Consider the following 23,924-nt stretch of genomic DNA (forward strand, 5'->3'; position numbering starts at 1 on the left):
CTGACCGCCGGACATCAATCAGAGGAGTTCGTGGATTTCGGCCAGGATCTGGTCGACCCACTGCTCGATGCGGGAATCGGTCTGGTCGTACTGGTTTGCATCGTCGAGGGCCAGGCCGACGAAGTGGCGACCATCGTCGATCAGCGCCTTGGAGGCATCAAACTCGTACCCCTCGTTGGGCCAGTAACCCACCAGTTTGACCCCCTTGGGCACCAGCTGATCGTGCAGCATGCCGAGGGCATCCTGATACCACTCGCCGTAACCGAGCTGATCGCCGAGGCCAAACAGGGCCACGATGCGCCCCTCCAGCTCCAGATCGGCGATATCTTCCCAGCGGGACTCCCAGTCCTCCTGCAGCTCGCCAAAGTCCCAGGTGGAGATGCCGAGGATCAGGATGTCGTAATCCTGCATGCGCACGAGGGGCACATCCTTGATGTTGTGGATGTCGACCAGCTCGGGGCCGATAAGGGCGCGGATCTTCTCGGCGGCCATCTCGGTGTAGCAGGTGGTGGAACCGTAAAACAGACCAATCTTCATCGCTCTTCTCTCTTTTGGCGCTTTCTCGCATGCTCGTGTGGGCTGCGCCATGTTGGCAACACGATGGGTAACGTAAGGGGAGGGCGCCAGTCTAGCAGATTGCCGGGGCCCCTTCACTGCCCTCAGATATTGGCTGGCGAGCAAGCGGGCTTGCACGGGGGGCAAGCCCGCGCGCTACAATGGGCCATCTTTTTTCTGACAGCGGCGCATCATGAGCAAGCCTGACTCCCATCCCCTGATCGGACCTTTTCTCGACGCCCTCTGGCTCGAACGGGGGCTGTCCGACAACACGGTCAGCTCCTATCGCACCGACTTGGAAAAATTCGCCCTCTGGCTCGACGGGCAGGGCAGCTCCCTGCTGCTGGCGGGCATGGATGACATTCAGCACTACCTCGCATGGCGGGTCGACAACCAGTTTGCGGCGAGCAGCACGGCTCGCTTTCTGTCGGCCCTGCGCCGTTTCTACCAGTATCTGAACCGGGAAAAATTGCGCAGCGACGATCCCACAGTGCTGCTGGAGGGGCCCAAGCTGCCCAAGAAGCTGCCGACTGATCTGAGTGAAGCCGAGGTGGAGGCGCTGCTGCAGGCTCCGCTGGTGGACGATCCGCTGGAGCTCAGAGACAAGGCGATGCTGGAGCTGCTCTATGCCACCGGGCTGCGGGTCTCCGAGCTGGTGGGGCTCACAGCCGAGCATGTCAGCCTGCGCCAGGGGCTGGTGCGGGTGGTGGGCAAGGGCAACAAGGAGCGGCTGGTACCCATGGGGGAAGAGGCTGTCTACTGGCTGGAGCGCTATTACCGGGAAGGGCGCGGTCTGCTGCTTGGCGGCACCAGCTCGGACGTGGTGTTTCCCTCCAAACGGGCCCAGATGATGACCCGACAGACCTTCTGGCACCGTATCAAGCTCTACGCCCTGCGCGCCGGCATCAACGGGGAGCTCTCCCCCCACACTCTGCGGCACGCCTTCGCCACCCATCTGCTCAATCATGGCGCCGACCTGCGGGTGGTGCAGATGCTGCTGGGCCATGCCGATCTCTCCACCACCCAGATCTACACCCATGTGGCCAATGAGCGGCTCAAGGCGCTGCACGGCGAGCATCACCCGCGCGCCTAGGCCAGATAGAGGCGGTTTTTCCCCTCCTGCTTGGCGCGATAGAGGGCGGCATCCGCTTGCGCCAGCACCTGGGCCGGCGGAGCATCCAGCGCCTCGGCAAGGCCGCCGCTGAAACGCACTTCGAGGGGGGGCTCGCGCCACTCCTGATCCACCATGGCCTGGCGCCACGCCTCCATCAGCTGGTGGGCCTGGGCCAGCTCTCCCTGCTCGAAGATGGCCACCATCTCCTCGCCGCCAAAGCGGCACAGAATTGCCTGTTCTTCCAGCAGTTGGCGGCCGATGGCGGCGGTGCGTCTCAACACGGCATCCCCGATGGGGTGGCCATATTCATCGTTGATCTGCTTGAAATTGTCGATGTCGATGATGGCAAGCACATAGGGAACGTGCTCCTGGTGCAGCCTGGCGAGCAGGCCGTCCATGTAGCGGCGGTTGTAGAGCCCGGTGAGGGCATCGCGCTGGGCCTTCTCGCTCTCGGCCTGCATCTGGTCGGAAATCATGGTGATCTCGTCCCCCAGCTCTTCAATGCCGGGGATACTGGGGATGACGATGGGCTGCCCGGGCGGGGTAACCCGCAGCAGGCGCACCACCTGCACCAGCATGCTGATGGTATTTTCCAGGCGCTGGTGGAAGATGATGGCCACCAGTATGAACATGGCCAGGGAGAGGATCAGCCCCACCATCATGGTGGGCAGCAGCTCCTTGATGACGAAGGAGTTGCTGAACGGGAACACGGTAATGACCTGCCAGCTGGGGTTGTTGGTCAGGGTGTAGTAGGCGATCAGCTCGCTCTCCCGGGTCTCCAGCGTGCCATTTTGGCCCTTGATTCGGGACAGCCAGGGCTCATCGAGCGGGGTAACATTCAGGAGCGGGTTGCTGTGTGCGATGATGAGCTGATGTTGGCGATCGTAGAGCAGATAAGCCATCTGTTTCCCGCCCTGCAACATGCGGCCGATCCGGTCCGAGACTTTCGCCAGATCGACATCAATGCCGACCACGGCCACTACCTTCCCGCTCGGGTTCAATACCGCCCGCGACAGAGTGATCACCGGAATGTGCTGGACGCTGTCGAGATAGGGAGCGCTCCAGGTGTTGATCCCCGGGGTATGAATGGCAGCCTGATACCACTGCTGCCTGGCCATGGTTTGAGTCGAGGGAGTCGCCAGATGGTTGAAGTTGACCAGGGAGTTATCGCGCTGCACATAGTAGAGTCCCTTCAATAAGCTGCCCGAGCGGCTGAGTTGTTGCCACACCGAGTTGTGCCGCGCCTTCATCTCCGGCGGGAGCATACCGTCATAGGCGGCGAGATCGGCCGCCAGAATGTTGAGCTGCTCCTCGACCGAACTCAGCGCGTTGTCCCACTGCTGGGCGGTGCTGCTGCTGAAAAACTCCATGCGATCGCGCACGACATTCTGTTGTTTGATGGCAAACAGGTAGAAGCTGCTGGCTGTCATCAGCAACAGGGGCAGGGAGAGCAACAGCAAATAGCGCAGAATGAAACCATGTTTCGGTCTGGTCTTCACTGTCGGGGATGTCATGGCGATGACTCCTGTAGATTTTGCATGTATTCGATCACGATGTGGCGCGAGAGCCGCGAGCGTTTAGCCCCAGGCTGAATTGTGCCGTAGTCTACGGTGTTGTGGCCTAGTGTCAGCAAAAAAACCGCCGAAAGGCGGTTTTTTGTACACACGACAGGGGCGGGTGCTTATTTCTCCTGCCGGGCCTTGAGCAGATCGCGGATTTCGGCGAGCAGTTCCTGATCCTTGGTCGGGCCGGCCGGTACCGCCGCGGCTTCCTCTTCCTGTTTGCGCTTGAGGGTATTGATGGCCTTCAGCCCCATGAAGATGGCGAAGGAGATGATCAGAAAGTCGATGATGGTCTGGAGAAACTTGCCATAGGCGATGACCACGGCCGGAGCCGATCCTTCCGCCGCCTTGAGAGTGATGGCCAGATCGCTGAAATCCACCCCTCCCAGGATCAGACCTATGGGGGGCATGATGACGTCGCCGACGAACGAGGAGACGATCTTGCCAAAGGCGGCCCCTATGATGATACCGACCGCCATGTCGATCACATTGCCTCTGGATGCAAAGGCTTTGAACTCCTGGATAAGACTCATTATTTCCTCCGAAACCGAACAAGATAGAGTGTGGATCGTGTGGGCGATCCGCATCAGGAAAACGGAGGCCACGCCGCGTTGTTCCTGTCGTCTTCTCTAGCTTGCTGAGGTTGCATCTCCTTGGCAATCGGGGAACGCGGATTTTTTGGTGCCAAGGGAGTATTAATAAGCAAGCAAATAACGGATTGAATAACAGGTGCCATCCATATTAGTGTGTTGGACTCAATCATTTATGCTGCAAGAGTAAAATGGTGAAGCATTTAATATCGATGGCAATGCTTCTATGCACATTTGCTGCCTATGCCGGGGTGAACCCGCAAACCCTGAAGGATACGGTCTCCAGCCGGTTGGGGGTTCCCGTCTATCTGGTGGATCGCACTCCGATCCCCGGGCTCTACATGGTGGGTACCTCCCAGGGCGTGCTCTATAGCGATGCCAACGGAGACTATCTGGTGCAGGGGGTCATGCTGGACATGACCCGCGACATGAAAAACCTGACCCTCTCCGGCCTGCGTCATCAAAGGCGCATGGCGCTGGCGCAGATAGGTGAGCCCCCCATGCTGCTTCGGGCAACGAAAGAGACGCACCGGATCACCCTCTTTACCGATGACGCCTGTACCGATTGTCGCCGGGCGCTGGATCAGCTGCCCCGCCTGCAGGAGTTGGGTGTCACGGTGCAACTGCTGCCGATCGTGTCGCCCGCCGGCGGGCAGGATCGGATCTCGCCGGAGCAGTGCGAGGCTGGCGCCTGGCGTCACTCCCAATTCAGTGAACATTTGCCAGTGGCGCGCTGTAGTGAGATCCTCTCCCACTATATCGGCCTGAGCCAGTGGCTCGGGATCAAGGCGCTGCCGAGCTGGGTCCTGCCAAATGGCGACCTGGTGCGCGGTTACCAGAGCCCTGAACAACTGCTCAAGATACTGGATCACATCAATGCCCCTGCAAATCCGTCGTCGTCCGCGAGTTGATGATTCCCATCTGCCCGCCACCCTTCATCCCCTGCTGCGGCAAATCTTCGCCAGCCGTGGCGTAGCAGATCCCGCCCTGCTCGAGCGCAGCGCCAATCAGCTGCTGCCACCCCGGCGCCTGTTTGGCATGGCGCAGGCGGTGCCGCTGCTGGCGGATGCCCTGGCCGCACAGAAGCGGATCCTCATCGTCGGTGACTTCGACTGCGACGGCGCCACCAGCTCGGCTCTGTGCGTGCTGGTCCTGCGCGCCATGGGTGGCCGCCACATCGACTTTTTGGTGCCCAACCGCTTCGAGTTCGGGTATGGCCTCACCCCCGAGATCGTCGAGCTGGCGGTGGCCCGCGGCGCCGAGTTTCTCATCACGGTGGACAACGGCATCTCCAGCATCGCCGGGGTGGCAGCGGCCAAGGCGGCCGGCATGCAGGTACTGGTTACCGATCACCATTTGCCGGGCCAGGAGCTGCCTGACGCCGATGCGATAGTGAACCCCAACCAGCATGGCTGCGACTTCCCCTCCAAGTCGCTGGCCGGGGTGGGGGTGGCCTTCTACCTGATGGCGGCCCTCAACACCCACCTCAAGCAGGCGGGCTGGTATGAGCGCCACGACATCCCGGTCCCCAATGTGGCGGACTATCTGGATCTGGTAGCCCTCGGCACCGTCGCCGACGTGGTGGCGCTCGATGGCAACAACCGCATCCTGGTCCATCAGGGGCTGCAGCGGATCCGGGCCGGCCGCTGCCGCCCCGGCATTCAGGCGCTGGTGGACGTGTCGGGCCGGGATGGTCGCCGCCTCACCGCCGCCGATCTGGGCTTCGCGCTGGGGCCACGCCTCAACGCGGTAGGTCGCCTTGATGACATGTCCCTCGGGGTCGCCTGCCTGTTGTGTGACGACCTCAACCTGGCGCGCCAGCTGGCGTCCGAGATGGACAGCCTCAACCAGGAGCGCAAGGAGATAGAGCAGGGGATGCAGCAGGAGGCCCTCGCCACCCTGGAGCAGATCCGTTTTCGCGATGGTGAAGTGCCATCGGGGATCGTATTGCATCGGGACGAGTGGCATCAGGGGGTGGTGGGGCTGGTGGCCTCCAAGGTGAAGGAGAAGTACTACCGCCCCGTCATCGCCTTTGCCGAGAGCAGCGAGAGCGAGCTCAAGGGTTCCGGGCGTTCCATCCCCGGCGTGCACCTGCGCGATGCGTTGGAACTGCTCGATACCCGCCACCCGGGGCTGATGGGCAAGTTCGGTGGCCACGCCATGGCGGCCGGGCTGACTCTGCCCAAGGCCAATATCGAGGCGTTCGGTCGTGCTTTCGAAGCGGTCATCAGCGAGCTGGTGACCCCTGAGCTGCTGACCGGGGTGCTGCTCACCGATGGCGAGCTCTTGCCGGACGAGCTCAACCTCGAGCTGGCGGAGCTTATTCGCGCCTCCGGCCCCTGGGGTCAGGCCTTCCCCGAACCGCTGTTTGACGGCGAGTTCGTGCTAGTGCAGCAGCGGCTGGTGGGGGAAAAGCACCTCAAGATGATGCTGACGACCGACTCTGGCCATGCGGTAGATGCCATCGCCTTCGGGGTCGATTTGCAGCGCTGGCCCGATGCCTCGGTCAAGCGGGTGCGGCTGGTCTACCGGCTCGATGTCAACGAGTGGCGCGGTCATCGCAGCGTGCAACTGCTGGTGGAGCATCTGGAGGCCGCCGGCCTCTGATCCGCTTGCTACTCTGCTTTTTTGATGACGACGGCCACCCCTGGGTGGCCGTTTTTTATGACAAGTATGCGGGCTTTGCCATTGACCCGTTTATAGCTTCACAGTTTAAGCTTCTCTTCATCGGGTCAGATGACGGCCCTCAGTGCGAGTTGTTGCCATGAAAATATCCGAACTGGCCCGCCGCTGCGGTGTGGCCCGCTCCACACTGCTCTACTACGAGAAGCTGGGGGTAATTGCGGGAGTGAGAGCCGCCAACGGCTATCGCCACTACGACGAATCCGATCTGCAGCGTCTGCAGATGGTGCAGGCGCTGCAGGCGGGGGGGCTCAGCCTCAAGCAGTGCCTCGCTTGCCTGGCGGGGGAGATAGATCAGGAGGTATTGCAAGCCCGGGTCAGAGAGCTGGACGGCGAGCTGGCGCGGATGCAAAGAGCGCGGGATCTGCTGGCAGGCCTCGCTGGCTTGCGTACTGGCTCCGGCGACGAGTTCAAGGCCTGGCAGTTGCAACTGCAGCGTGAAGCGCCAGAGGCCTACTTCGACTGGGTGATGAAGCAGGGATTCAGTGAAAAGGAGCGCTACCACTTGCAATGGCTCAGCAAGGACATGAACGAGCATGATCGCTACATCCGGGATTTCAAGCAGTTGCTGGATGGCATGAGCTATTGGGGACCGGGAGATCGCGCCTTCACCCAGCAGCAATTCGCCGCGCTGCCTATTCAACCGCGCCGGATCCTCGACATGGGCTGCGGGCGGGGCGCCTCTACTCTGGCGCTGGCACAGGTGACGGATGCTGCCATCGTGGCCATTGACCTCGACGAGGAAGCGCTGGCCGCCTTGGCCAGATCGGCCAGCTCGGCTGGCTTTGAGCAGGTCACTACCCTGTGCGCCAACATGGCGGCACTGCCGGTAGAGCTGGCTGCGGCGGACCTTATCTGGGCGGAGGGGAGCGCCTACACCATAGGGGTGGCCAATGCGCTCAAAGCCTGGCGGGCGTACCTTGCCGGCCCCGATGCCTGCATAGTGCTGAGCGACCTGGTGTGGCTGACCGACACGCCGCCAGAGGAGGCGCTGGTGTTCTGGCAGCAAGAGTATCCGGCGATGCAGAGCTTGCCCGCTCTGCTCGAAACAGTGCGAGCGGCCGGTTATCGCTGCCTCTCCCATACCCTGTTGCCCATGGTTGCCTGGCACAACTATCTGAATCCCATTGAAATGAACCTGGCCCGTTATCAAGCAGAGCTCGGAGAGAGTGCGGCCTATAAGGATTTGGCTCGTGAGCTGGCCATCCACCGCCAGTACCTGGGCAGCTATGGCTATGTGATCTGTTGCCTGCAGGTGGCCTGATCATCCCATCAAGCGAGAGAGAAAGAACAACATGAACATACTTATTCGACCCGAAACGGGCGCCGATCATGACGCCATCGAAGCGGTGACCGTGGCCGCATTCCTCAAGGCCCCCCATACCGATCACAACGAGCAGCTGATCGTGCGCGACCTGCGCCAGGCCGGGGCACTCAGTCTGTCGCTGGTGGCGGAGCAGGCGGGGCGGGTGGTCGGCCACCTCTGCTTCTCGCCGGTGACCATCAGTGATGGCAGCAAGAACTGGTTTGGCCTTGGTCCCATCTCGGTACTGCCCGAGCTGCATGGCAAGGGGATAGGGTCACACCTGATGGCGGAAGGGCTGGCCGCTCTCGAGGAGCAAGGTGCGGACGGTTGTGTAGTGCTGGGGGATCCAGGCTTCTACGGCCGCTTTGGCTTTGAGCAGAACCCGGTGTTGGTGTTACCCGGTGTGCCACCCGAGTACTTTATGGCCAGGTCGTTTGGTGCAGCCAGTGCCCGTGGTGAGGTGAGCTACCACCCAGCTTTCAATCAGGGATAACAAGACAGAATTGCGGTCAGCGGCCGCCGTGTCTGGATAAAAAATGAGGCGCCTTATGGCGCCTCTTGTCTATGGTACTTCCTTCACGCGGGATCAGCGCTCGCCAGCCCAGGGGTGAGCCTTGGGGCGCAGCGCCAGTGCCAGCACCAGCAGCAGGGCGGTCAGGCCGTACAGGGGCCAGTTACCAAAGCGCAGGTAGGGGGTCTCGCCATGGGCGGGGCGCACTTCGCTGCGCAGCACCGCCGCCTCGAACTGCGGGATCTGGCCGATGATGCTGCCATCGATCTCGGTGACGACCGTGATGCCGGTGTTGGTGGCGCGCAGCAGCGGTCGCGCCAGCTCGAGGGCACGCATCCGGGCGATCTGCATATGCTGCCAGGGACCGATACTGGTGCCAAACCAGGCGTCGTTGGAGACGGTCAGCAGGAAGTCGGTTTCTGGCGTGACATTGCGGCGCACTTCTTCCGGGAAGATGATCTCGTAGCAGATGGCCGCGGCGAACTTGAGCCCCTTGGCGATCAGGTTGGGCTGGATCGCATCGCCCGGACTGAAGGAGGACATGGGCAGGTTGAAGAAGGGGGCGATGGGGCGCAGCAGATCTTCAAACGGCACGAATTCGCCGATGGGCAGTAGGTGATACTTGTTGTAGCGATTTGGGTGGTTGTAGAAGTAGGACTCCTTGCCGTCCGCATCCTGTACCCCCATGCCGAGCACGGTATTGTAGAAGCGCTGCTGCTCCTGGTCGTAATGAATGATCCCTGCCAGCAGGCCGGTCTCGTTCACCTTCATCGCCTTGTCCAGATTCTCCAGATAGGGGCCCATCTGCTGCTCGAGGGCCGGGATCGCCGACTCCGGCCAGACGATGATGTCGGCATCCTGATTCTCGCGACTGAGATCCTGATAGGTGCGCACCGTAGGGGCCAGCGCCTCCGGATCCCACTTGAGGGACTGGGCGATATTACCCTGCACCAGAGCTACCTTGACCGGCTCGCCCCGGGTGACCCAGTCAATCTGCATCAGGCTGTGACCACCTGCCACCAGGGCGGCGGGTAGCAACAGCCAGAAGGGAGAGCGGGACTTCCACACCATCCAGAGGGCGGAGCTGGCGAGCAGCAGCGCGAGCGTGATGCCCTGCACCCCCAGAATGGGGGCGAAGCCCTTGAGGGGGCCGTCGATCTGGGTGTAGCCGAACCAGAGCCAGGGGAAGCCCGTCATCACCCAGCCGCGCAGCCAGTCTGCTACCAGCCAGAGTGCCGGGAAGGCGAGCAGCCAGCGGCTCCAGTGACGGCCGCCAAAGAAGCGGGCGAAGACCCAGCAGGCCAGCGCCGGATAGAGCGCCAGATAGGCGGCGAGCAGGGCCAGCAGCACGAAGGCGACCGGCAGTATGATGCCGCCAAACTCCGTCATGCTGATGTGGATCCACCACAGCCCCGGCAGAAACAGCCCCATGGCGTAGCCAAAGCCGCGCCAGGCCGCCTGCCTGGGGGTTGCCTTGTCCAGCAGGGCATAAAGGCCGAGCAGGGAGGGAATCACCAGCGGCCAGTAGTTGAAGGGGGAGAAGGCGAAGACGGCGCAGGCTCCGGCTGCCAGGGCACTGATACTTAACAGGATTTTGGATGTCACGGGTGATGTTTTCACGGGTGATGGATGCTCGTCTTGGGCTGCTGGGTTGAATGGGCGGTATCTTACCCCGTAAGGCGGGTGACCGCGAGCCTGCAGATAGCACAACGCCCCGTGGTCGGGGCGTTGTTGGTATCATCCAAAGCGGCGTTATTGTGGCTCTGATTGGGCCACCGCGTGGTTCTCCGGGATCTTCACCTGCAGTTGCTGCAAACGGCGCCGGTCGGCGTGCATCACCTTGAACAGGTAGCCATCCAGCTCGATCTCCTCGCCCTTCTTGGGCAGGTGGCTGAAGGCGTGCATCACCAGACCGCCCACCGTATCCACCTCTTCATCGCTGAACTTGGTGCCGAAGAAGTCGTTGAAATCCTCGATCTCGGTGAGGGCGCTGATGGAGAAGACCCGCTTGCTGAGACGACGGATCTCTTCGGGCTCGTCCTCGATATCGTCAAACTCATCGTCGATCTCGCCGACGATGAGCTCCAGTATGTCTTCAATGGTCACCAGACCGGAGACGCCACCAAACTCGTCGACCACGATGGCCATGTGGTAGCGCTCTTCGCGAAACTCCTTGAGCAGGCGGTCGACCCGTTTGCTCTCGGGCACGATCACTGTGGGGCGCAGAATGTTCTCGAGCTGCAGCGGCTCCTTGGCCAGGTCGCCACCGAAACCGAATGGCAGCAGATCCTTGGCGAGCAGTATGCCCTCGACGTGATCCTTGTCTTCGTTGATCACCGGGAAGCGGGAGTGGCCGGATTCGATGATCACTGGCAGGATCTCGTCCACCGGCTGGGATTTCTCGATGGTCACCATCTGGGAGCGGGGGATCATGATGTCGCGCACGCGCAGATCAGCGATCTCCAGCACCCCTTCGATCATGTCCTTGGTGTCCTGATCGATGAGGTCGCGCTCTTCGGCATCGGCTATCACGTCTACCAAATCATTGCGGTCTTTTGGCTCGCCCTGGAAGAGTTGGCTGAGTTTGTCGAGCCAGGTTTTCTTCGGCGAGCCGGTACTAGGGTGATCGTCGGTCATTTTTTCTCTTGGTTACTCATTGAAGATACTGATGTTTTGTCTTTGCTATATGAGGATGGCCAACATCCGTTTCAAGCTGCCGGCCCGCCCCTTTCGCCATTACACTTCGTCGTTCAGATAAGGGTCGGTGTAGCCGAGTTCCTGCATGATGTCGCGCTCGAGCTGCTCCATCTCTTCGGCTTCCTCATCCTCGATATGGTCATAACCTAGCAGATGCAGACTGCCGTGCACAACCATGTGCGCCCAGTGAGCCTCCAGCGGCTTGCCTTGCTCACTGGCCTCTCGCTCCACCACCTGGCGGCAGATGACGAGATCGCCGAGCAGCGGCAGCTCGAGGCCAGGGGGCGCTTCGAACGGGAAGGAGAGCACATTGGTGGGCTTGTCCTTGCCGCGATAGGTGAGGTTGAGCTCGTTGCTCTCCGCCTCGTCGACGATGCGTACCGTCACCTCGGCCTCGGTCTGAAAGCCGAGGATGGTGCCGTCGAGCCAGCCCTGCAGCTGGGCTTCGCTCGGCAGCCCCTCGGTGCTGGCACTGGCCAGTTGCAGATCCAGGGTCACGCTCATTGTTCGTTCTCCTTGCGGGTGTTTGCCGCGCTCTTCTCGGCTGCCTGAGCGGCATCGAATGCCTCGTAGGCTTGCACGATGCGGGCCACTACCGGGTGGCGCACCACGTCGGTGGACTGGAAGAAGTTGAAGGAGAGGCCGTCGACATTCTGCAGCACTTCCAGGGCATGGCGCAGGCCGGACTTGGCGTTGCGCGGCAGGTCGATCTGGGTGATGTCGCCGGTGACCACCGCCTTGGAGTTGAAGCCGATGCGGGTCAGGAACATCTTCATCTGTTCCGTGGTGGTGTTCTGGGCTTCATCCAGGATGATGAAGGCATCATTGAGGGTGCGACCGCGCATATAGGCGAGCGGCGCCACTTCGATGATGTTGCGCTCCATCAGCTTCTCCACCCGCTCGAAGCCCAGCATCTCGAACAGGGCGTCGTAGAGGGGGCGCAGGTAGGGGTCCACCTTCTGGGAGAGATCGCCGGGCAGGAAGCCGAGCTTCTCACCCGCTTCCACCGCCGGACGGGTCAGCAGGATACGGCGGATCTCCTGGCGCTCCAGGGCATCCACCGCCGCCGCCACCGCCAGATAGGTCTTGCCGGTACCGGCCGGACCAATGCCGAAGCAGATGTCATGGCGCACGATATTGGCGATGTACTGGGCCTGGTTGGGGCTGCGTGGCTTGATGAGGCCGCGCTTGGTCTTGACCGTCACCTCCTTGCCATAGGGGATGCTCGGCGTCGGCTCGTCATCCTGCTCCAGCACCCGCGACTCCAAAATGGTCAGATGAACCATGTCGGGGGTGATGTCGGTCACCTTGCCTCCCTTGAGGGGCTGGGTCTCGACGTAGAGGTGCTTAATGATGACGGCGGCGGCATCCACCTGGGCCTGCTTGCCCAGCAGCTGGAAGTGGTTGTCGCGGTAGCTGATCTCGATGCCGAGGCGGCGCTCCAGCTGCTTGAGGTTGTCATCGAAGGGGCCGCAAAGGCTGGCGAGGCGCTGGTTGTCGGCGGGCTCCAGATGCAGATTCAGGGTCGAGATGTGTCGGCTCACGGTATCCTCGTCTCAAGGCGCTCCCCCTGCGCCCGGGCGCAGGGGGAGGAGGGGATTAATGGGGAGTGAAGGCGGCAACGCCCAGCTCGTCCGGCACGTTGTCGGGACGACGGGCCAGGATCTCGCTCGGGGCGGTGGCGATGCGCAGGTTCATCTCGCTCTCGCCGCGGATGAAGGTGCCGCGCAAGGAGTTGGGCAGCACCTCGGTGATCTCCACGTCGGCAAAGCCGCCGATCAGGGTGTGCGGGCCTTCGAAGTTGACCACCCGGTTGTTCTCGGTGCGACCGCACAGCTCCATGGGATTGAGCTTGGAGGGCCCCTCCACCAGGATGCGCTGGGTGGTGCCCAGCATGGCGCGGCCAATCTGCATCGCCTGGTTGTTGATGGCGTGCTGCAGGCGGGACAGACGGGCTTTTTTCACCTCCATGTCGACATCGTCGGGCATGTCGGCGGCCGGGGTACCGGGGCGCGGGCTGTAGATGAAGCTGAAGCTCATGTCGAAACCGACATCCTCGATCAGCTTCATGGTGGCCTCGAAATCCTCATCCGTCTCGTTCGGGAAACCGACGATGAAGTCGGAACTGATGGTGATGTCGGGACGGGCGGCGCGCAGGCGGCGGATCTTGGACTTGTACTCCAGCACTGTATGCGGGCGCTTCATCATGGTCAGGATGCGATCAGAGCCGCTCTGCACCGGCAGGTGCAGGAAGCTGACCACTTCCGGCGTGTCCTTGTAGACCTCGATGATGTCGTCGGTGAACTCGATGGGGTGGCTGGTGGTGTAGCGTACGCGGTCGATGCCGTCGATGGCCGCCACCAGGCGCAGCAGCTCGGCGAAGGTGCAGATGCCGCCATCGAAGGTGGCGCCGCGATAGGCGTTGACGTTCTGGCCGAGCAGGTTCACCTCGCGCACGCCCTGCTGGGCGAGCTGGGCGATTTCGTAGAGCACGTCATCCATCGGCCGGCTCACCTCTTCACCACGGGTGTAGGGCACCACGCAGAAGGAGCAGTACTTGGAGCAGCCTTCCATGATGGAGACAAAGGCGGTGGCCCCTTCGGCGCGCGGCTCGGGCAGGCGGTCGAACTTCTCGATTTCGGGGAAGCTGACGTCCACCTGGGCGCCACGGCCCTCCTGAACCTGTTTGATCATCACCGGCAGGCGGTGCAGGGTCTGCGGACCAAACACGATATCCACGTAGGGGGCGCGGCTGCGAATGGCATCGCCCTCCTGAGAGGCAACGCAGCCACCCACACCGATCACCAGATCGGGCTTGCTTGCCTTGAGCTTCTTCCAGCGCCCCAGCTGGTGGAACACTTTTTCCTGCGCCTTTTCGCGAATGGAACAGGTGTTCAGCAGCAAGACGTCTGCCTCTTCGGGCTCTTCGGTCAGCGTGTAGCCATTGCTGGCATCCAACAGGTCAGCCATCTTGGACGAGTCATACTCGTTCATCTGGCAACCCCAGGTTTTAATGTGAAGTTTCTTGCTCATTGCTTCTCTTGACTGGTTTTGAAATCGGCATGGTCAAAGGACCGCGCATTTTACTCCGCAATCGGGGTGCTGACCAGTTAATATCCAGCTGCCATGGTGGCCAGCGAGCCTCTTGTTCAATCGAAGGTGCATCCCTTTCCCCTTGATTTGACGCGGCAATTCTCCGTTTGCCTCACTGTTTCCGGCGCGTCCTTGCGTTATGATGCCCCCATCAGGTTCAGGCTCGCGTCATCGTCGGGCCACCCCTCTTCAGGAACAACGTTATGGAACACTGTGATATTGCCATCGTTGGTGCCGGCATGGTGGGCGCCGCCACCGCCTGCCTGCTGGCGGCCCAGGGCCTCTCGGTGCGGGTCATAGAGACCCGGCTGCCGGAATCCTACGACCCGGCGCAGCCGCTGGATCTGCGGGTCTCCGCCATCAGCCAGGCCTCGGTGGCGCTGCTGGAGCAGGCCGGCGCCTGGCAATACCTGCAGCAGATGCGGCTGTGCCCCTATCGCCGGTTGGAGACCTGGGAGCTGGACGGTTTCGCCACCCGCTTCAACGCGGCCGACCTTGGCCTGCCTCAGCTCGGCTACATCATCGAGAATCGGCTGGTGCAACTGGCGCTGCTCAAACGGATGGAGGATTTTCCCAATATCCAGACCCACACCCCGGCGGCGGTGCTGAGCCTGCGCCAGAGTACCGACGATGTGATGCTGCAGCTGGACGATGAAACGATGCTCTCGGCGCGCTGGGTGCTGGCCTGTGACGGCGCGGAATCCCATACCCGCAAACTGGCCGACATCGGCGTGTCGCGATTCGAGTATCGCCAGCACTGCATGCTGATCAATATCGATACCGAGTTCGCGCAAGAGGACATCACCTGGCAGCAGTTTACCCCGAGCGGTCCGCGCGCTTTCTTGCCGCTGCCCGGCCGGCATGGCTCCCTGGTATGGTATGACAGCCCGGTCCGCATTCGGGCGCTGGCCGCCATGAGCAACGAGGCGCTGGCGGCCGAGGTGCGTCGCCACTTCCCGGCTCGCCTCGGTGGTTTTACCGTAACCGGCAAGGGGAGCTTCCCGCTGGTGCGTCGTCACGCCAGCGACTATCACGCCGGGCGGGTGGTGTTGCTTGGCGATGCCGCCCACACCATCAACCCGCTGGCGGGGCAGGGGGTCAACCTCGGCTTCAAGGATGTCGCCTGCTGGGCGGATTTGTTGCACAGTGCCGGTACCGGGTGGCACAAGCCCGAGCTGGCGACCCGCTATGAACGGCGCCGACGCCCGGACAACCTGCTGATGCAGTCGGGGATGGATCTCTTCTACGGCGCATTCAGCAATGAGATAGGCCCGCTCAAGCTGGCCCGCAACCTGGCCCTCAATGTGGCGGACAAGGCGGGGCCGCTCAAGGAGATGGCGCTGCGCTATGCGCTGGGGCTGGTTTAAGGCGCGTGGCGCCATCATGAGGGAGGAGAGCCCATGAACAAGGCATTGCTGGTGATCGATTTCATCAACGACATCGCCCACCCGGACGGGCGCATCGCCGCCTCGGCGGCCCATGTGCTGGAGCAGGACGCCATCGCGCACGCCAACCAGGCGCTGGCCCATGCCCGCGCCCACGGCTGGCTGGTGGTGCAGATCAAGGTGGGCTTTGACCCGCACTATCTGCTGCTGCCCAAGGGCTCCCCCATGTTTGGTCGGGCCCACCAGTTCGGGGCGCTGTCGCTGGCCGACCCCGGCACCGACTTTCACCCGGATCTGGATGTGCAGCCCGGCGATCTGGTGCTGGTCAAATCCAGGATCAGCCCCTTCTACGGCACGGCGCTGGAGCCGGCGCTGCGGGCCAATCACATCGAACACCTCTATCTGTGCGGCGTTAGTACCGGCTGGGCGATTCAGGCGGCGGCGCGGGATGGTCACGATCGGGATTACGCCATCACTATCTTGGAGGATGCCTGCGCGTCAGCGGATGCCAATGAGCACCACGCGTCGCTGCGCCTGCTCGGCCGCATCGCCGAGATCATCAAGGTGGCCCAGCTGGCCTGATCCCGGCGACAGACGGAGTTTGCTCACTGTTTTGACATTTTGTCTGCGGCCCCTGTCGGGCCGCGTCCATTTTGGGCGACATGAAGCAAGCATCGATGGCCACAAGGATGGGGACATGCGTTATCAGGGACGGATCGTGCGCTGGAACGAGTCGCGTGGCTTTGGTTTTATCGCACCCGAGCAGGGGGAAGGTGCTGAAAGGGGCCTAACTGTTCGTGCACATCTCGGCTCGCTGGGTGCAGGCCTGTGACGGCGCCGAATCCCATACCCGCAAGCTGGCCGGTATCGGCGTGTCGCGTTTCGAGTATCGCCCACATGGCCACAACGACAAGGGGGTCGGTTCTGGTGAACCGACCCCCTTGTGTATCAGGCCTGTCGTTACTGCAAGATTACGGATGAGCCGCGCGATAGAGGGTCCACTCCTCGACCACCTGGCCATCCGGCAGATGGCAGTAACCCACGGCGCCATCGGCTTCCTGCTTGATGATGACCTTGCCTCCCTGTTCAGCGCAGTAGACCGAGGCCGGATTGGCCATGCCGACCGGGGCGGGCGCTTTCTCGCTGGCGCAGCCGGCCAGCAGCAGGACGGGCAGTAGCGCAATAACCGTTTTTATCATGTTGATCTCCCTTCAGATGTTGGCTGGGTACTTGCTGCCCCATCTTATGCCTCCCTCATTGGCAAGGCAAAAGATGAGTCCGGCTTATCGTTTGGTCGCGGGGCAGACAGTCGGGTGGGCCTCCAGAACCAGTTGCAGGAAGCGATCCCGGATGGGATCGGCAAATTCCGGGTTCCACACCAGACTGATTTCCCACTCCGAATAGGGACCCGAGAGGGGGTAGAGGGTCACATCCGGGCCTGCAATGAAGCTGACGCTGCGCGGCAGTATGGCGTTGCCGATGCCGGCGGAGACCAGGGCGACCAGGGTCTGGACATCTTCCGTCTCCTGGATCATGCCGGTCAGCCGGTTGGCGCCGAGGAAACCGGCGATCTGCTGGCTAAGGCCGGGGCAGCGATGGCCGACCATCTGCAACAACGGCTGGCTGGTCAGAGCCTGTTCGACGTCGAAATTGGCCGGATCCGATCCCGTGACTTGGGTGGGAACGGCCAGCACCAACCGGTCGGTCAACAACCTGTGCTCCTGCAGTTGCGGCGCCTGGGGCCGACGCATGAAGCCCAGCTGCAGTTGGCCACAGAGCAGCTGTTCGTGCTGGATGGCGGAAGGCATGTCTTGCAGATGGACCATCACCTCGGGAACCAGCTGCCTGAAGCGGGCCACCAGCGAGGGGGCCAGCGCGAAGCTGGACAGTCCGAAACCTATCTTGAGCCGCCCGGCGATGCCGCTCGCCAGCGCCAGGGCATGGCGCTCGAATCCCTTGCCGTGTTCGACCAGGGCGTTGGCCTGGGTAAGCAATTGGGCGCCAAGGGAGGTCAGCTCGGCGCCGTGCCTGCCCCGGTGAAACAGGGTGCAGCCAAGGGCCTGTTCCAGCCCTTGGATCTGCTTGGTGAGGGCCGGCTGGGTGATGAAGAGCCGGTTGGCGGCCTCCCGGTAGTTGGCGGTCTTTGCCAGCATCACGAAAGCCTGCAGTTGCCTCAAGTCGAATTTCATTCCAGTTGGTTATCCAATGTGGCGATTTATTGATTATAAATTATCACACCTCCTTGTTGTAATGGATGTGCGGCGGGCCTGTTGCCCGTCCGGCACACAAGGAGTCACGCCATGTCTAGCGAACGCTATCTGTTCTTAATCAAGGGATCCCTGGTGATGGCACAGCCACTGGCCGCCCCCGAAACGGGAGAGCTCTTGACGAGTCTGCTGCAACAGGGTTTTGCGGTTGGTCCCCTGCAAGTCTGGGCAAGCAACGCCGAGCAGGCCCTCACCTGCTATGAGCGAGCCGCCCAGCAGCGGGCCTTCGGCGATATCCTGGCGGGGGACGAACCCGCCGTGGCAGGCGTTTTGTCATGAGCAGGCTAACCCTGCGGGCCGCTGCCCTGCTGCTGGACATGGATGGCACCCTGGTGCACTCCACCGGTGAGGTAGAGACGGTGTGGCGGCTCTGGTGCCGCCGCCACCGGCTGGCTCCCGAGCCCGTACTGGCCATCTGTCACGGGGTGCGCTCGCGGGAGGTGATCCGCACCCTGACCCCGCAGCTGGACCTGGCGCAGGAGGTGGCCCTGCTCGACGAGTTGGAGATCCATCACACCGGCCAGGCTGAGGCCCTTTCCGGCGCCCGTACCCTGCTGGCAAGCCTGCCGACTGAGCGCTGGGCGCTGGTGACCTCGGCCAGCCAGCGTGTGGCCCGTCATCGGCTGCTGAGCGCCGGCCTGGCGTTGCCCACCCTGCTGGTGGGGGCTGACGATGTGGTAAACGGCAAACCGGATCCCGAACCCTATCTGCTTGCGGCAGAGCGGCTGGGAGTAGTGGCCGCTGATTGCCTGGTGTTTGAGGATGCACCGGCTGGCATCACCAGTGCCCTGCGGGCCGGTTGCACCGTGGCACAGGTGGGAGGGAGACAGCGGCTGGATCCCGGCGTCAGTGCGCTGATCCAGGATTGGCGTCAGGTGAGCATGGTGGAGGCAGATGACGGCCTGCAGCTGACGTTGTTGACCTGAGCGGTCATAAAAACCCCCGGCGAACGGGGCGGGCAGAAGGGTAGCCTGTTGAGTGATGGCTGTCCGCTGTGTGGGAGACTTTGTCACCCTGTTGTTTGGATGGGGTGCCTGATGTCGGCCAGTGATGGATGTCTTTTGCCGCGCTCGCAACAAGCCTCTTTGGTTGAAGTTTGCGGAGAGCTCATGAGCTTCGCTCTTCCCAACACGCGATATTACCTGCGGGGGGGGGGGGGGGGGCCGGGTTTTGCCCGGCTCAGCGGCCATACTCCTGACTGCAGGTCGTGTCCTGATACCACTCTACCCGGTTGCGGCCGTTGTGCTTGGCGCGATAGAGCGCCGCATCTGCGTGGGAGAGCAGCTGTTCCAGGTTGAGATGGCCGGGCTCCCGATAGGCGAGCCCTATGCTGACCGTGATCGTGACGGGGCGCATGGCCTCGTCAATGACTTGCAACTGCGCCACCTCGCTTCGCAGCCGATCGACCAGATCCCAGGCCTGGGACGGCGGGACATCGGGCAGCAGCAGCGCAAACTCCTCGCCACCGAGCCGTCCGAGCAGAGTGCTGCCGGGCATCCCCTGGCTGATGGCCATGGTGAATGCCTTGAGCGCACGGTCCCCCGCCTCATGGCCGTGGTTGTCATTGAGTTGCTTGAAGTTGTCCAGATCCAGCATGCAGACGGCGACCGGCTTATGTTGCTGATCCAGCTGTGCCAGCATTTGTTGGGCGCTCGGCCAGAAGCCCGCACGATTGAGGGCGCCGGTCAGGTGATCGTGGTGGGCCATGTACTCCATCTGGCGCAGCAGGGTGTTGCGGGTCGCCATGATGCTGGCTGCCGTGAGAGGGGTGAGGCCGATCAGCATGATCCCGATCCGCACCGAGAACATCCAGTACTGGGTCTGGGCGTCGTGGTTGATGACGAGATAACCGCTGGAGATGGCAAGCAGGGTCAGGGTTGTAAAGCCGAGCGACAGCAGGGTGGTGGTAAAGAGCGAATAGCTGACGGCGCACCACAGCAGGGCAGGAACCGGGAAGGCGAGGGAGCCCGGACCCGAGACGATCTCCGCCAGCAACAGGGAGCAGATAAACATCAGCAAGGGCAGCACTCTTGCCCAGGAGACGTGCGGCAGCCACAGTGCCTTGAACCAGGTTCGTATCGCGCCGGCATGGGGCAGGGTCAGGAGTACCGGCAGCAAGGCCATGTAGTTGACCAGTTCGCTTGCAAACCAGAAACCCAGTCCGTGCAACGAGCGGCCATTGAACAGGATGGGGTTGATCAGGGCGCCGACCAGCCCGGCGGCAAACGAGGCGGCCATGCTGATCAGCAGCAGGTAAACGATGGCGTTGGGGTGCCTGAGGCGCACATTATCCCTGCCTAGTCGCCGGTAGAGCAGATAGCCGACCCCGACGCCCACCAGGTTGCCCAGGGTCAGCAGGCCGGTTTTCAGCAGCGAGTCATCGGTGAAGAGAGCCGCCAGCAGATAACCGGCTATTCCGCCCAGCCAGCCGGCGGGTGAGGCCAGAATGGGATAGCGGATCATGATGCCGAGGAACACGGCGTTGGCGGGCCAGAAGGCGGCCAGCATGTCGGGAGGACGGGTGAAGATCCCGGCCAGTGAAAAGAGGCATATCAGGGTGGCCATACACAAGAAGGCGCAGGGAGGGGCGCGGAGTACGTCTATGTACGAGGGTTTTATCTCTTCCATGAGAGACTCCTGATGGCGACTTTGGCCATGGCGGTGTATGGAGATGGCTGCGAAAGAATCCATAAAAGCATAGAATAATCATTGCGTTAGGCAACTGTTGATTTCACTGTTATTTAGAGTGGAATGCTGATGCCGGTCAATGATTGATTGTATTTATTGCTTTTAGAATGAGGGTCTCTCCATGGTCATCCAGAGGTACATGTGTGAGTCTCGCTCCTCCCTGCAAACGGTATTACCTGCTGGTACCCATGACCCTGCTGCTGGGTGGCCTGGTACTCATCACGACACTGATATTGGGCGTGCAGGGGTTGCTGCGCGATATCGACAGGACGATCGCCAGTTATGGCCGCATCGCCGCCTCCATCGAAGCCACCCTGATCCATGAGATGATACAGGTCAGTGAGCGCCAGATTACGGTGCTCGACGATTCGCTGGACAGGGAGGCGATTGCCCGTGGCGAGTCGGCCCTGAACCCTTACTGGACCATAGCGCACCGGATCCAGCCCGATGATCACTTCATCTATTTCTATAACCTGCGTCATGATCGCATCGATACCTATCCCGCCTGGGAGCGTCCGCCGCAATTCAAGGCCACCGAGCGACCCTGGTATGCCGCAGTCACCCAGGTCGGGGAAGAGCCATTATGGCTGGGCCCCTATCTGGAATATGACACCAGGGTTCAGACCCTCACTCTGGTCAAACGGGTCATGGACAAGGAGGATCGCCTGCTGGGACTGCTGATGGTCGACATGCAGTTCGCATCCCTGCAGCGGGCGCTGCAAAACTCCCTGGGCGATGAGCAGGCGGTGGCCATCTATCTGACTCCTGCCGGCGGTGATGATGTCATTGTTGCCAGCAACCTCGACTTGCTTGCCCGGCGCGGGGAGAAGCCAGAGGGCATTTGGAGCTGGCTGGGCTTCGGCGTGCTTGGCAACGGGGTGCATCTCACTCATCCCTTGCAGGACATAGGATGGGATCTGCATATCTATCTTTCCGCCCCCCTCTTTCGCGCCATCCTCGGGGAAGATCTGCGGATGCTGGTGTTGCCCCAGCTGCTGCTTGCCGTCATCTGGCTGCTGAGCCTGCTCGTGCTGGTCAGGATCTTCCGGCTGGAGCAGCGTCTGGTGGCCGGCTCCCTCAGCGAGATCTCCCGGGATGTCAAAAGTGGCCGGCGTTTCCTCGGTCACAAGACCTGGTTTGTCGATGACAGCCTCTCCAAGGTGGATCTGGTCAGGGCCAATCTGCTGCGCGGACAGGATGCCCTGCACCACGACCCTCTCACCGGGATCATGAACCGTCGGGCGTTCGATGCCAGGCAGCAAACCCTGCTGAAAGAGGGGCAGCCTCATTGGTTGCTCCTGCTCGATGTGGATTTTTTCAAGAACATCAACGACACCCATGGTCATGCCTGCGGCGATCAGGTGTTGCGCCGGATAGCGGCTCTGCTGGCCGAGCAGTTGGGTGAGGGGAATGTCTATCGCTTTGGCGGGGATGAGTTTGCCGCCTTGCTGACCATGGAACGGGCCGATTTGGAGGGGAGATTGCGACAGCTCTTCATCCGGGTGCGCAACCAGCAGTGGCGCGAGAAGCGGATCGCCGTCACCCTGAGCGCAGGGGGAGCCCACTATCCGGAAGTGCACCACAACCTGTTCGAGCGGGCCGATGAGTACCTCTACCAGAGCAAGCGGCTGGGGCGTGATCGTTGGTCCCTGCCAGCACAGCTCCAAAATGAGCAGAGTAACGCGGGTAGTGCTGACAAATTCTGTCCGAGCGATGATGGCTAAATGCTCCCTGCCTGTCGGGGAACCTTGTCACCAACTTCTCGCCAGCTTTCTGATAAAGTTATTTTTTGATTTAAATTCAATGGATTATGAATTTATTATCCAGGGCAAGAGAGGCACCTGTCGCTCTCCTGCGACACTGGTACATCCTGTCGTAAATCGTATAGTTCGGGAAAATTAATCAGCGTTGACAGGAGTATCCATGAGGATGAACAAGCGTGGCCTGAGTGCCCTGACTCTGTTGGGTGGCTTGTTGTTGGGAAGTTCGGTGGCACACGCCTCCGAGACACTCAATACCATCCTGGGGGGCGGTGCCGGCGGCGTGGCAGGCACCATGATCGGCAAGGAGCTCGGTGGCGACACCGGGGCACTGGTGGGGGCCGCCATTGGCGGTGCGGCCGGTGGTGCAGCAACAGCCAACAGAGGCAACAAGAATGAAGCCGCCCTCGGCGGCGCCGTTGGAGCGCTCGGTGGCGCCGCCATCGGCAAGAGTGTCGGCGGTGATACCGGTCGGCTGATCGGGGCCGGGGTGGGAGGTGCCAGTGGCTCGGCCATCGGTGCCAAGACGGGGGATGGCCACAAGAGCCGGGATCGTTATTACGACGACGATGATCATCATCACCGCCACTACTACAAGAAACACAAGAAGCACAAAAAACACAGATGGCACGATGACGACGATGATTGATGCCCTCCGGTGCGTGTGAATGAAGACGGGGCCTGCAGGCCCCGTTTCTGTTTCTGGCTCACACCAGCCGGTGTTGGCGCCGCCCGGCGGCGAAGGCATTGATGTTGTCGAACAACTGATCCGCGAGGCGCTGCATCGACTCCTCGCTGGCCCAGGCCACATGGGGGGTCAGGATGAAGTTGGGATATTGCAGGGCCTGCATCAGGGGGTGATCGGGGGGCGGCGGCTCGATGCTCGCCACATCGAATCCGGCGCCGCCGAGACGGCCGTTGGCCAGTGCCCGCAGCAGGGCGGCTTCATCCACCAGGCCGCCGCGTCCCACGTTGATCAGCAGAGCGCCCGGTTTCATCAGCCCTAGTTCCCGCTCGCCGATGAGGTTGCGAGTATAGGGGGTGAGCGGGCAGTGCAGGCTCACCACATCCGAGCTTTGCAGCAGGTCATCCAGCGGCAGCCGGTCCTCATCCGCGTTGCCTCCGATCTGGCTCTGGGCGTAACGCACCTCCATGCCTATCCCTTTTGCCCGCTCGCCCAGCGCCTGGCCGAGCGTTCCCTTGCCAATGATGCCAAGCCGCTTGCCGTGCAGATCCGCAATGGGGTGATCGAAGAAGCAGAACTGGCCGCTCTGCTGCCAGCGTCCCTCCAGCAGCGACTGGCGCCAGGCAAACAGGTTGCGCGACAGTGCCAGCATCAGTGCCATGGCGTGTTCCGGCACCGAGGGGCCCGAGTAGTTGCGGATGTTGCACACGCCGACGCCGGCGGCGCGGCAGGCCTCCAGATCCACGTTGTCGCTGCCGGTGGCCGCCAGCGCGATGAGCTTGAGTTGGGGCAGTCTGGCCAGTTCGTCGGCCCCGATACGCACCTTGTTGATGATGGCGATGCTGGCGTCCTGCAGCCGCTCGACCACCTGCTCTGGCGTGGTACTCGGATAGCTCTGCCAGTGATGGGGGAAGTCGGGATGGTGCAGGGTGATGCCTGCATCCAGGGTATCGCTGTCGAGAAACACAATCTGCTGCATGGTCCTTCCTGCCATGAACGGGGCCGAACGGTCATGATGCCAAATAGGGT

General features: G+C 61.9%; 23 protein-coding genes. 11 read left to right on the plus strand and 12 right to left on the minus strand.

Annotated features, from left to right (window positions below):
* Positions 1-18 precede the first annotated feature (18 nt).
* On the minus strand, positions 19-537 hold the full coding sequence (gene fldB, locus LA321_RS11350; RefSeq protein WP_042025718.1) for a flavodoxin FldB: 519 nt from the start codon (positions 535-537) through the stop codon (positions 19-21).
* 211 nt (positions 538-748) lie between these two features.
* On the opposite strand from fldB, the gene xerD reads away from it, so the two are divergent.
* Positions 749-1,648: a site-specific tyrosine recombinase XerD gene (xerD, locus tag LA321_RS11355; protein ID WP_042072332.1), complete on the plus strand. Its 900-nt coding sequence runs from the start codon at positions 749-751 to the stop codon at positions 1,646-1,648.
* On the opposite strand, the gene LA321_RS11360 is transcribed toward xerD, so the two are convergent.
* Entirely contained in the window at positions 1,645-3,183 is a 1,539-nt protein-coding gene (locus LA321_RS11360) for a sensor domain-containing diguanylate cyclase (protein ID WP_042072331.1), read from the minus strand. The genes xerD and LA321_RS11360 overlap by 4 nt on opposite strands.
* Before the next feature lie 167 nt (positions 3,184-3,350).
* Positions 3,351-3,764: a large-conductance mechanosensitive channel protein MscL gene (mscL, locus tag LA321_RS11365; protein ID WP_042072329.1), complete on the minus strand. Its 414-nt coding sequence runs from the start codon at positions 3,762-3,764 to the stop codon at positions 3,351-3,353.
* A gap of 275 nt (positions 3,765-4,039) precedes the next feature.
* Here mscL and LA321_RS11370 point away from each other — a divergent pair, with 275 nt between their 5' ends.
* The 4 genes from LA321_RS11370 to LA321_RS11385 all read left to right on the plus strand — a co-directional run bounded on the left by LA321_RS11370 (position 4,040) and on the right by LA321_RS11385 (position 8,302).
* Positions 4,040-4,732, plus strand: coding sequence for a disulfide isomerase DsbC N-terminal domain-containing protein (locus LA321_RS11370; RefSeq protein WP_224212209.1), 693 nt, complete (start codon positions 4,040-4,042; stop codon positions 4,730-4,732).
* Positions 4,698-6,428 carry a single-stranded-DNA-specific exonuclease RecJ gene (gene recJ / locus LA321_RS11375; protein ID WP_042072328.1) on the plus strand — a complete coding sequence of 577 codons (1,731 nt, stop codon included), beginning with the start codon at positions 4,698-4,700 and terminating at the stop codon, positions 6,426-6,428. Before LA321_RS11370 ends, recJ begins: the two co-directional genes overlap by 35 nt.
* Positions 6,429-6,585: 157 nt before the next feature.
* A complete protein-coding gene (locus LA321_RS11380; RefSeq protein WP_042072327.1) occupies positions 6,586-7,767 on the plus strand; it encodes a MerR family transcriptional regulator in 1,182 nt (393 codons plus the stop codon).
* A gap of 31 nt (positions 7,768-7,798) precedes the next feature.
* Positions 7,799-8,302 carry a GNAT family N-acetyltransferase gene (locus LA321_RS11385; protein WP_042072326.1) on the plus strand — a complete coding sequence of 168 codons (504 nt, stop codon included), beginning with the start codon at positions 7,799-7,801 and terminating at the stop codon, positions 8,300-8,302.
* A 93-nt stretch (positions 8,303-8,395) separates the two neighbouring features.
* On the opposite strand, the gene lnt is transcribed toward LA321_RS11385, so the two are convergent.
* The 5 genes from lnt to miaB all read right to left on the minus strand — a co-directional run bounded on the left by lnt (position 8,396) and on the right by miaB (position 14,050).
* A complete protein-coding gene (gene lnt, locus LA321_RS11390) occupies positions 8,396-9,940 on the minus strand; it encodes an apolipoprotein N-acyltransferase (RefSeq protein ID WP_042072325.1) in 1,545 nt (514 codons plus the stop codon).
* 132 nt (positions 9,941-10,072) lie between these two features.
* Positions 10,073-10,957: a CNNM family magnesium/cobalt transport protein CorC gene (corC, locus tag LA321_RS11395; RefSeq protein ID WP_026455931.1), complete on the minus strand. Its 885-nt coding sequence runs from the start codon at positions 10,955-10,957 to the stop codon at positions 10,073-10,075.
* 99 nt (positions 10,958-11,056) lie between these two features.
* Positions 11,057-11,521, minus strand: coding sequence for an rRNA maturation RNase YbeY (gene ybeY, locus LA321_RS11400; RefSeq protein WP_042072324.1), 465 nt, complete (start codon positions 11,519-11,521; stop codon positions 11,057-11,059).
* Complete coding sequence (locus tag LA321_RS11405; RefSeq protein ID WP_042072323.1) at positions 11,518-12,561, minus strand: PhoH family protein; 1,044 nt, start codon at positions 12,559-12,561, stop codon at positions 11,518-11,520. Before LA321_RS11405 ends, ybeY begins: the two co-directional genes overlap by 4 nt.
* A 55-nt stretch (positions 12,562-12,616) precedes the next feature.
* On the minus strand, positions 12,617-14,050 hold the full coding sequence (gene miaB / locus LA321_RS11410; protein ID WP_042025709.1) for a tRNA (N6-isopentenyl adenosine(37)-C2)-methylthiotransferase MiaB: 1,434 nt from the start codon (positions 14,048-14,050) through the stop codon (positions 12,617-12,619).
* Positions 14,051-14,313: 263 nt separating this feature from the next.
* On the opposite strand from miaB, the gene LA321_RS11415 reads away from it, so the two are divergent.
* Together LA321_RS11415 and LA321_RS11420 are read left to right on the plus strand one after the other, a co-directional pair.
* On the plus strand, positions 14,314-15,477 hold the full coding sequence (locus tag LA321_RS11415) for an FAD-dependent oxidoreductase (RefSeq protein ID WP_042072322.1): 1,164 nt from the start codon (positions 14,314-14,316) through the stop codon (positions 15,475-15,477).
* 33 nt (positions 15,478-15,510) lie between these two features.
* Positions 15,511-16,077, plus strand: a complete 567-nt coding sequence (locus LA321_RS11420; RefSeq protein ID WP_042072321.1) for an isochorismatase family cysteine hydrolase — start codon at positions 15,511-15,513, stop codon at positions 16,075-16,077.
* A gap of 389 nt (positions 16,078-16,466) precedes the next feature.
* Here LA321_RS11420 and LA321_RS11425 read toward each other — a convergent pair whose 3' ends face one another.
* Both LA321_RS11425 and LA321_RS11430 read right to left on the minus strand, forming a co-directional pair.
* Entirely contained in the window at positions 16,467-16,694 is a 228-nt protein-coding gene (locus LA321_RS11425) for a putative hemolysin (protein WP_042072319.1), read from the minus strand.
* Positions 16,695-16,778: 84 nt separating this feature from the next.
* The gene (locus tag LA321_RS11430) at positions 16,779-17,684 is read right to left on the minus strand and encodes a LysR substrate-binding domain-containing protein (RefSeq protein WP_042072318.1); all 906 of its coding nucleotides are present in this window, start codon (positions 17,682-17,684) and stop codon (positions 16,779-16,781) included.
* Positions 17,685-17,795: 111 nt separating this feature from the next.
* Here LA321_RS11430 and LA321_RS11435 point away from each other — a divergent pair, with 111 nt between their 5' ends.
* Positions 17,796-18,041 (plus strand): hypothetical protein, encoded by a 246-nt coding sequence (locus LA321_RS11435; protein WP_042072316.1) that lies wholly within the window; start codon positions 17,796-17,798, stop codon positions 18,039-18,041.
* Complete coding sequence (locus LA321_RS11440; protein ID WP_042072315.1) at positions 18,038-18,688, plus strand: HAD-IA family hydrolase; 651 nt, start codon at positions 18,038-18,040, stop codon at positions 18,686-18,688. Before LA321_RS11435 ends, LA321_RS11440 begins: the two co-directional genes overlap by 4 nt.
* A 253-nt stretch (positions 18,689-18,941) precedes the next feature.
* Here LA321_RS11440 and LA321_RS11445 read toward each other — a convergent pair whose 3' ends face one another.
* Positions 18,942-20,390 (minus strand): GGDEF domain-containing protein, encoded by a 1,449-nt coding sequence (locus LA321_RS11445; RefSeq protein WP_082043434.1) that lies wholly within the window; start codon positions 20,388-20,390, stop codon positions 18,942-18,944.
* Between the two features lie 203 nt (positions 20,391-20,593).
* On the opposite strand from LA321_RS11445, the gene LA321_RS11450 reads away from it, so the two are divergent.
* Both LA321_RS11450 and LA321_RS11455 read left to right on the plus strand, forming a co-directional pair.
* Entirely contained in the window at positions 20,594-22,174 is a 1,581-nt protein-coding gene (locus tag LA321_RS11450) for a GGDEF domain-containing protein (protein ID WP_407929427.1), read from the plus strand.
* A gap of 199 nt (positions 22,175-22,373) precedes the next feature.
* Entirely contained in the window at positions 22,374-22,859 is a 486-nt protein-coding gene (locus LA321_RS11455; RefSeq protein ID WP_026455940.1) for a glycine zipper domain-containing protein, read from the plus strand.
* Between the two features lie 58 nt (positions 22,860-22,917).
* Here LA321_RS11455 and LA321_RS11460 read toward each other — a convergent pair whose 3' ends face one another.
* The gene (locus LA321_RS11460) at positions 22,918-23,874 is read right to left on the minus strand and encodes a D-2-hydroxyacid dehydrogenase (RefSeq protein ID WP_042072312.1); all 957 of its coding nucleotides are present in this window, start codon (positions 23,872-23,874) and stop codon (positions 22,918-22,920) included.
* Positions 23,875-23,924 lie beyond the last annotated feature (50 nt).

This window comes from Aeromonas enteropelogenes, from assembly GCF_020097295.1.
GTDB lineage: Bacteria > Pseudomonadota > Gammaproteobacteria > Enterobacterales > Aeromonadaceae > Aeromonas > Aeromonas enteropelogenes.

Coding starts and splice junctions, on each gene's coding strand:
- LA321_RS11385 (WP_042072326.1), top strand. CDS start 7,799: ATGAACATACTTATTCGACCCGAAACGGGCGCCGATCATGACGCCATC.
- LA321_RS11460 (WP_042072312.1), bottom strand. CDS start 23,874: ATGCAGCAGATTGTGTTTCTCGACAGCGATACCCTGGATGCAGGCATC.
- fldB (WP_042025718.1), bottom strand. CDS start 537: ATGAAGATTGGTCTGTTTTACGGTTCCACCACCTGCTACACCGAGATG.
- miaB (WP_042025709.1), bottom strand. CDS start 14,050: ATGAGCAAGAAACTTCACATTAAAACCTGGGGTTGCCAGATGAACGAG.
- LA321_RS11415 (WP_042072322.1), top strand. CDS start 14,314: ATGGAACACTGTGATATTGCCATCGTTGGTGCCGGCATGGTGGGCGCC.
- LA321_RS11455 (WP_026455940.1), top strand. CDS start 22,374: ATGAGGATGAACAAGCGTGGCCTGAGTGCCCTGACTCTGTTGGGTGGC.
- LA321_RS11425 (WP_042072319.1), bottom strand. CDS start 16,694: ATGATAAAAACGGTTATTGCGCTACTGCCCGTCCTGCTGCTGGCCGGC.
- LA321_RS11435 (WP_042072316.1), top strand. CDS start 17,796: ATGTCTAGCGAACGCTATCTGTTCTTAATCAAGGGATCCCTGGTGATG.
- recJ (WP_042072328.1), top strand. CDS start 4,698: ATGCCCCTGCAAATCCGTCGTCGTCCGCGAGTTGATGATTCCCATCTG.
- corC (WP_026455931.1), bottom strand. CDS start 10,957: ATGACCGACGATCACCCTAGTACCGGCTCGCCGAAGAAAACCTGGCTC.
- LA321_RS11380 (WP_042072327.1), top strand. CDS start 6,586: ATGAAAATATCCGAACTGGCCCGCCGCTGCGGTGTGGCCCGCTCCACA.
- LA321_RS11420 (WP_042072321.1), top strand. CDS start 15,511: ATGAACAAGGCATTGCTGGTGATCGATTTCATCAACGACATCGCCCAC.
- xerD (WP_042072332.1), top strand. CDS start 749: ATGAGCAAGCCTGACTCCCATCCCCTGATCGGACCTTTTCTCGACGCC.
- LA321_RS11430 (WP_042072318.1), bottom strand. CDS start 17,684: ATGAAATTCGACTTGAGGCAACTGCAGGCTTTCGTGATGCTGGCAAAG.
- LA321_RS11445 (WP_082043434.1), bottom strand. CDS start 20,390: ATGGAAGAGATAAAACCCTCGTACATAGACGTACTCCGCGCCCCTCCC.
- LA321_RS11370 (WP_224212209.1), top strand. CDS start 4,040: ATGCTTCTATGCACATTTGCTGCCTATGCCGGGGTGAACCCGCAAACC.
- ybeY (WP_042072324.1), bottom strand. CDS start 11,521: ATGAGCGTGACCCTGGATCTGCAACTGGCCAGTGCCAGCACCGAGGGG.
- mscL (WP_042072329.1), bottom strand. CDS start 3,764: ATGAGTCTTATCCAGGAGTTCAAAGCCTTTGCATCCAGAGGCAATGTG.
- LA321_RS11360 (WP_042072331.1), bottom strand. CDS start 3,183: ATGACATCCCCGACAGTGAAGACCAGACCGAAACATGGTTTCATTCTG.
- LA321_RS11440 (WP_042072315.1), top strand. CDS start 18,038: ATGAGCAGGCTAACCCTGCGGGCCGCTGCCCTGCTGCTGGACATGGAT.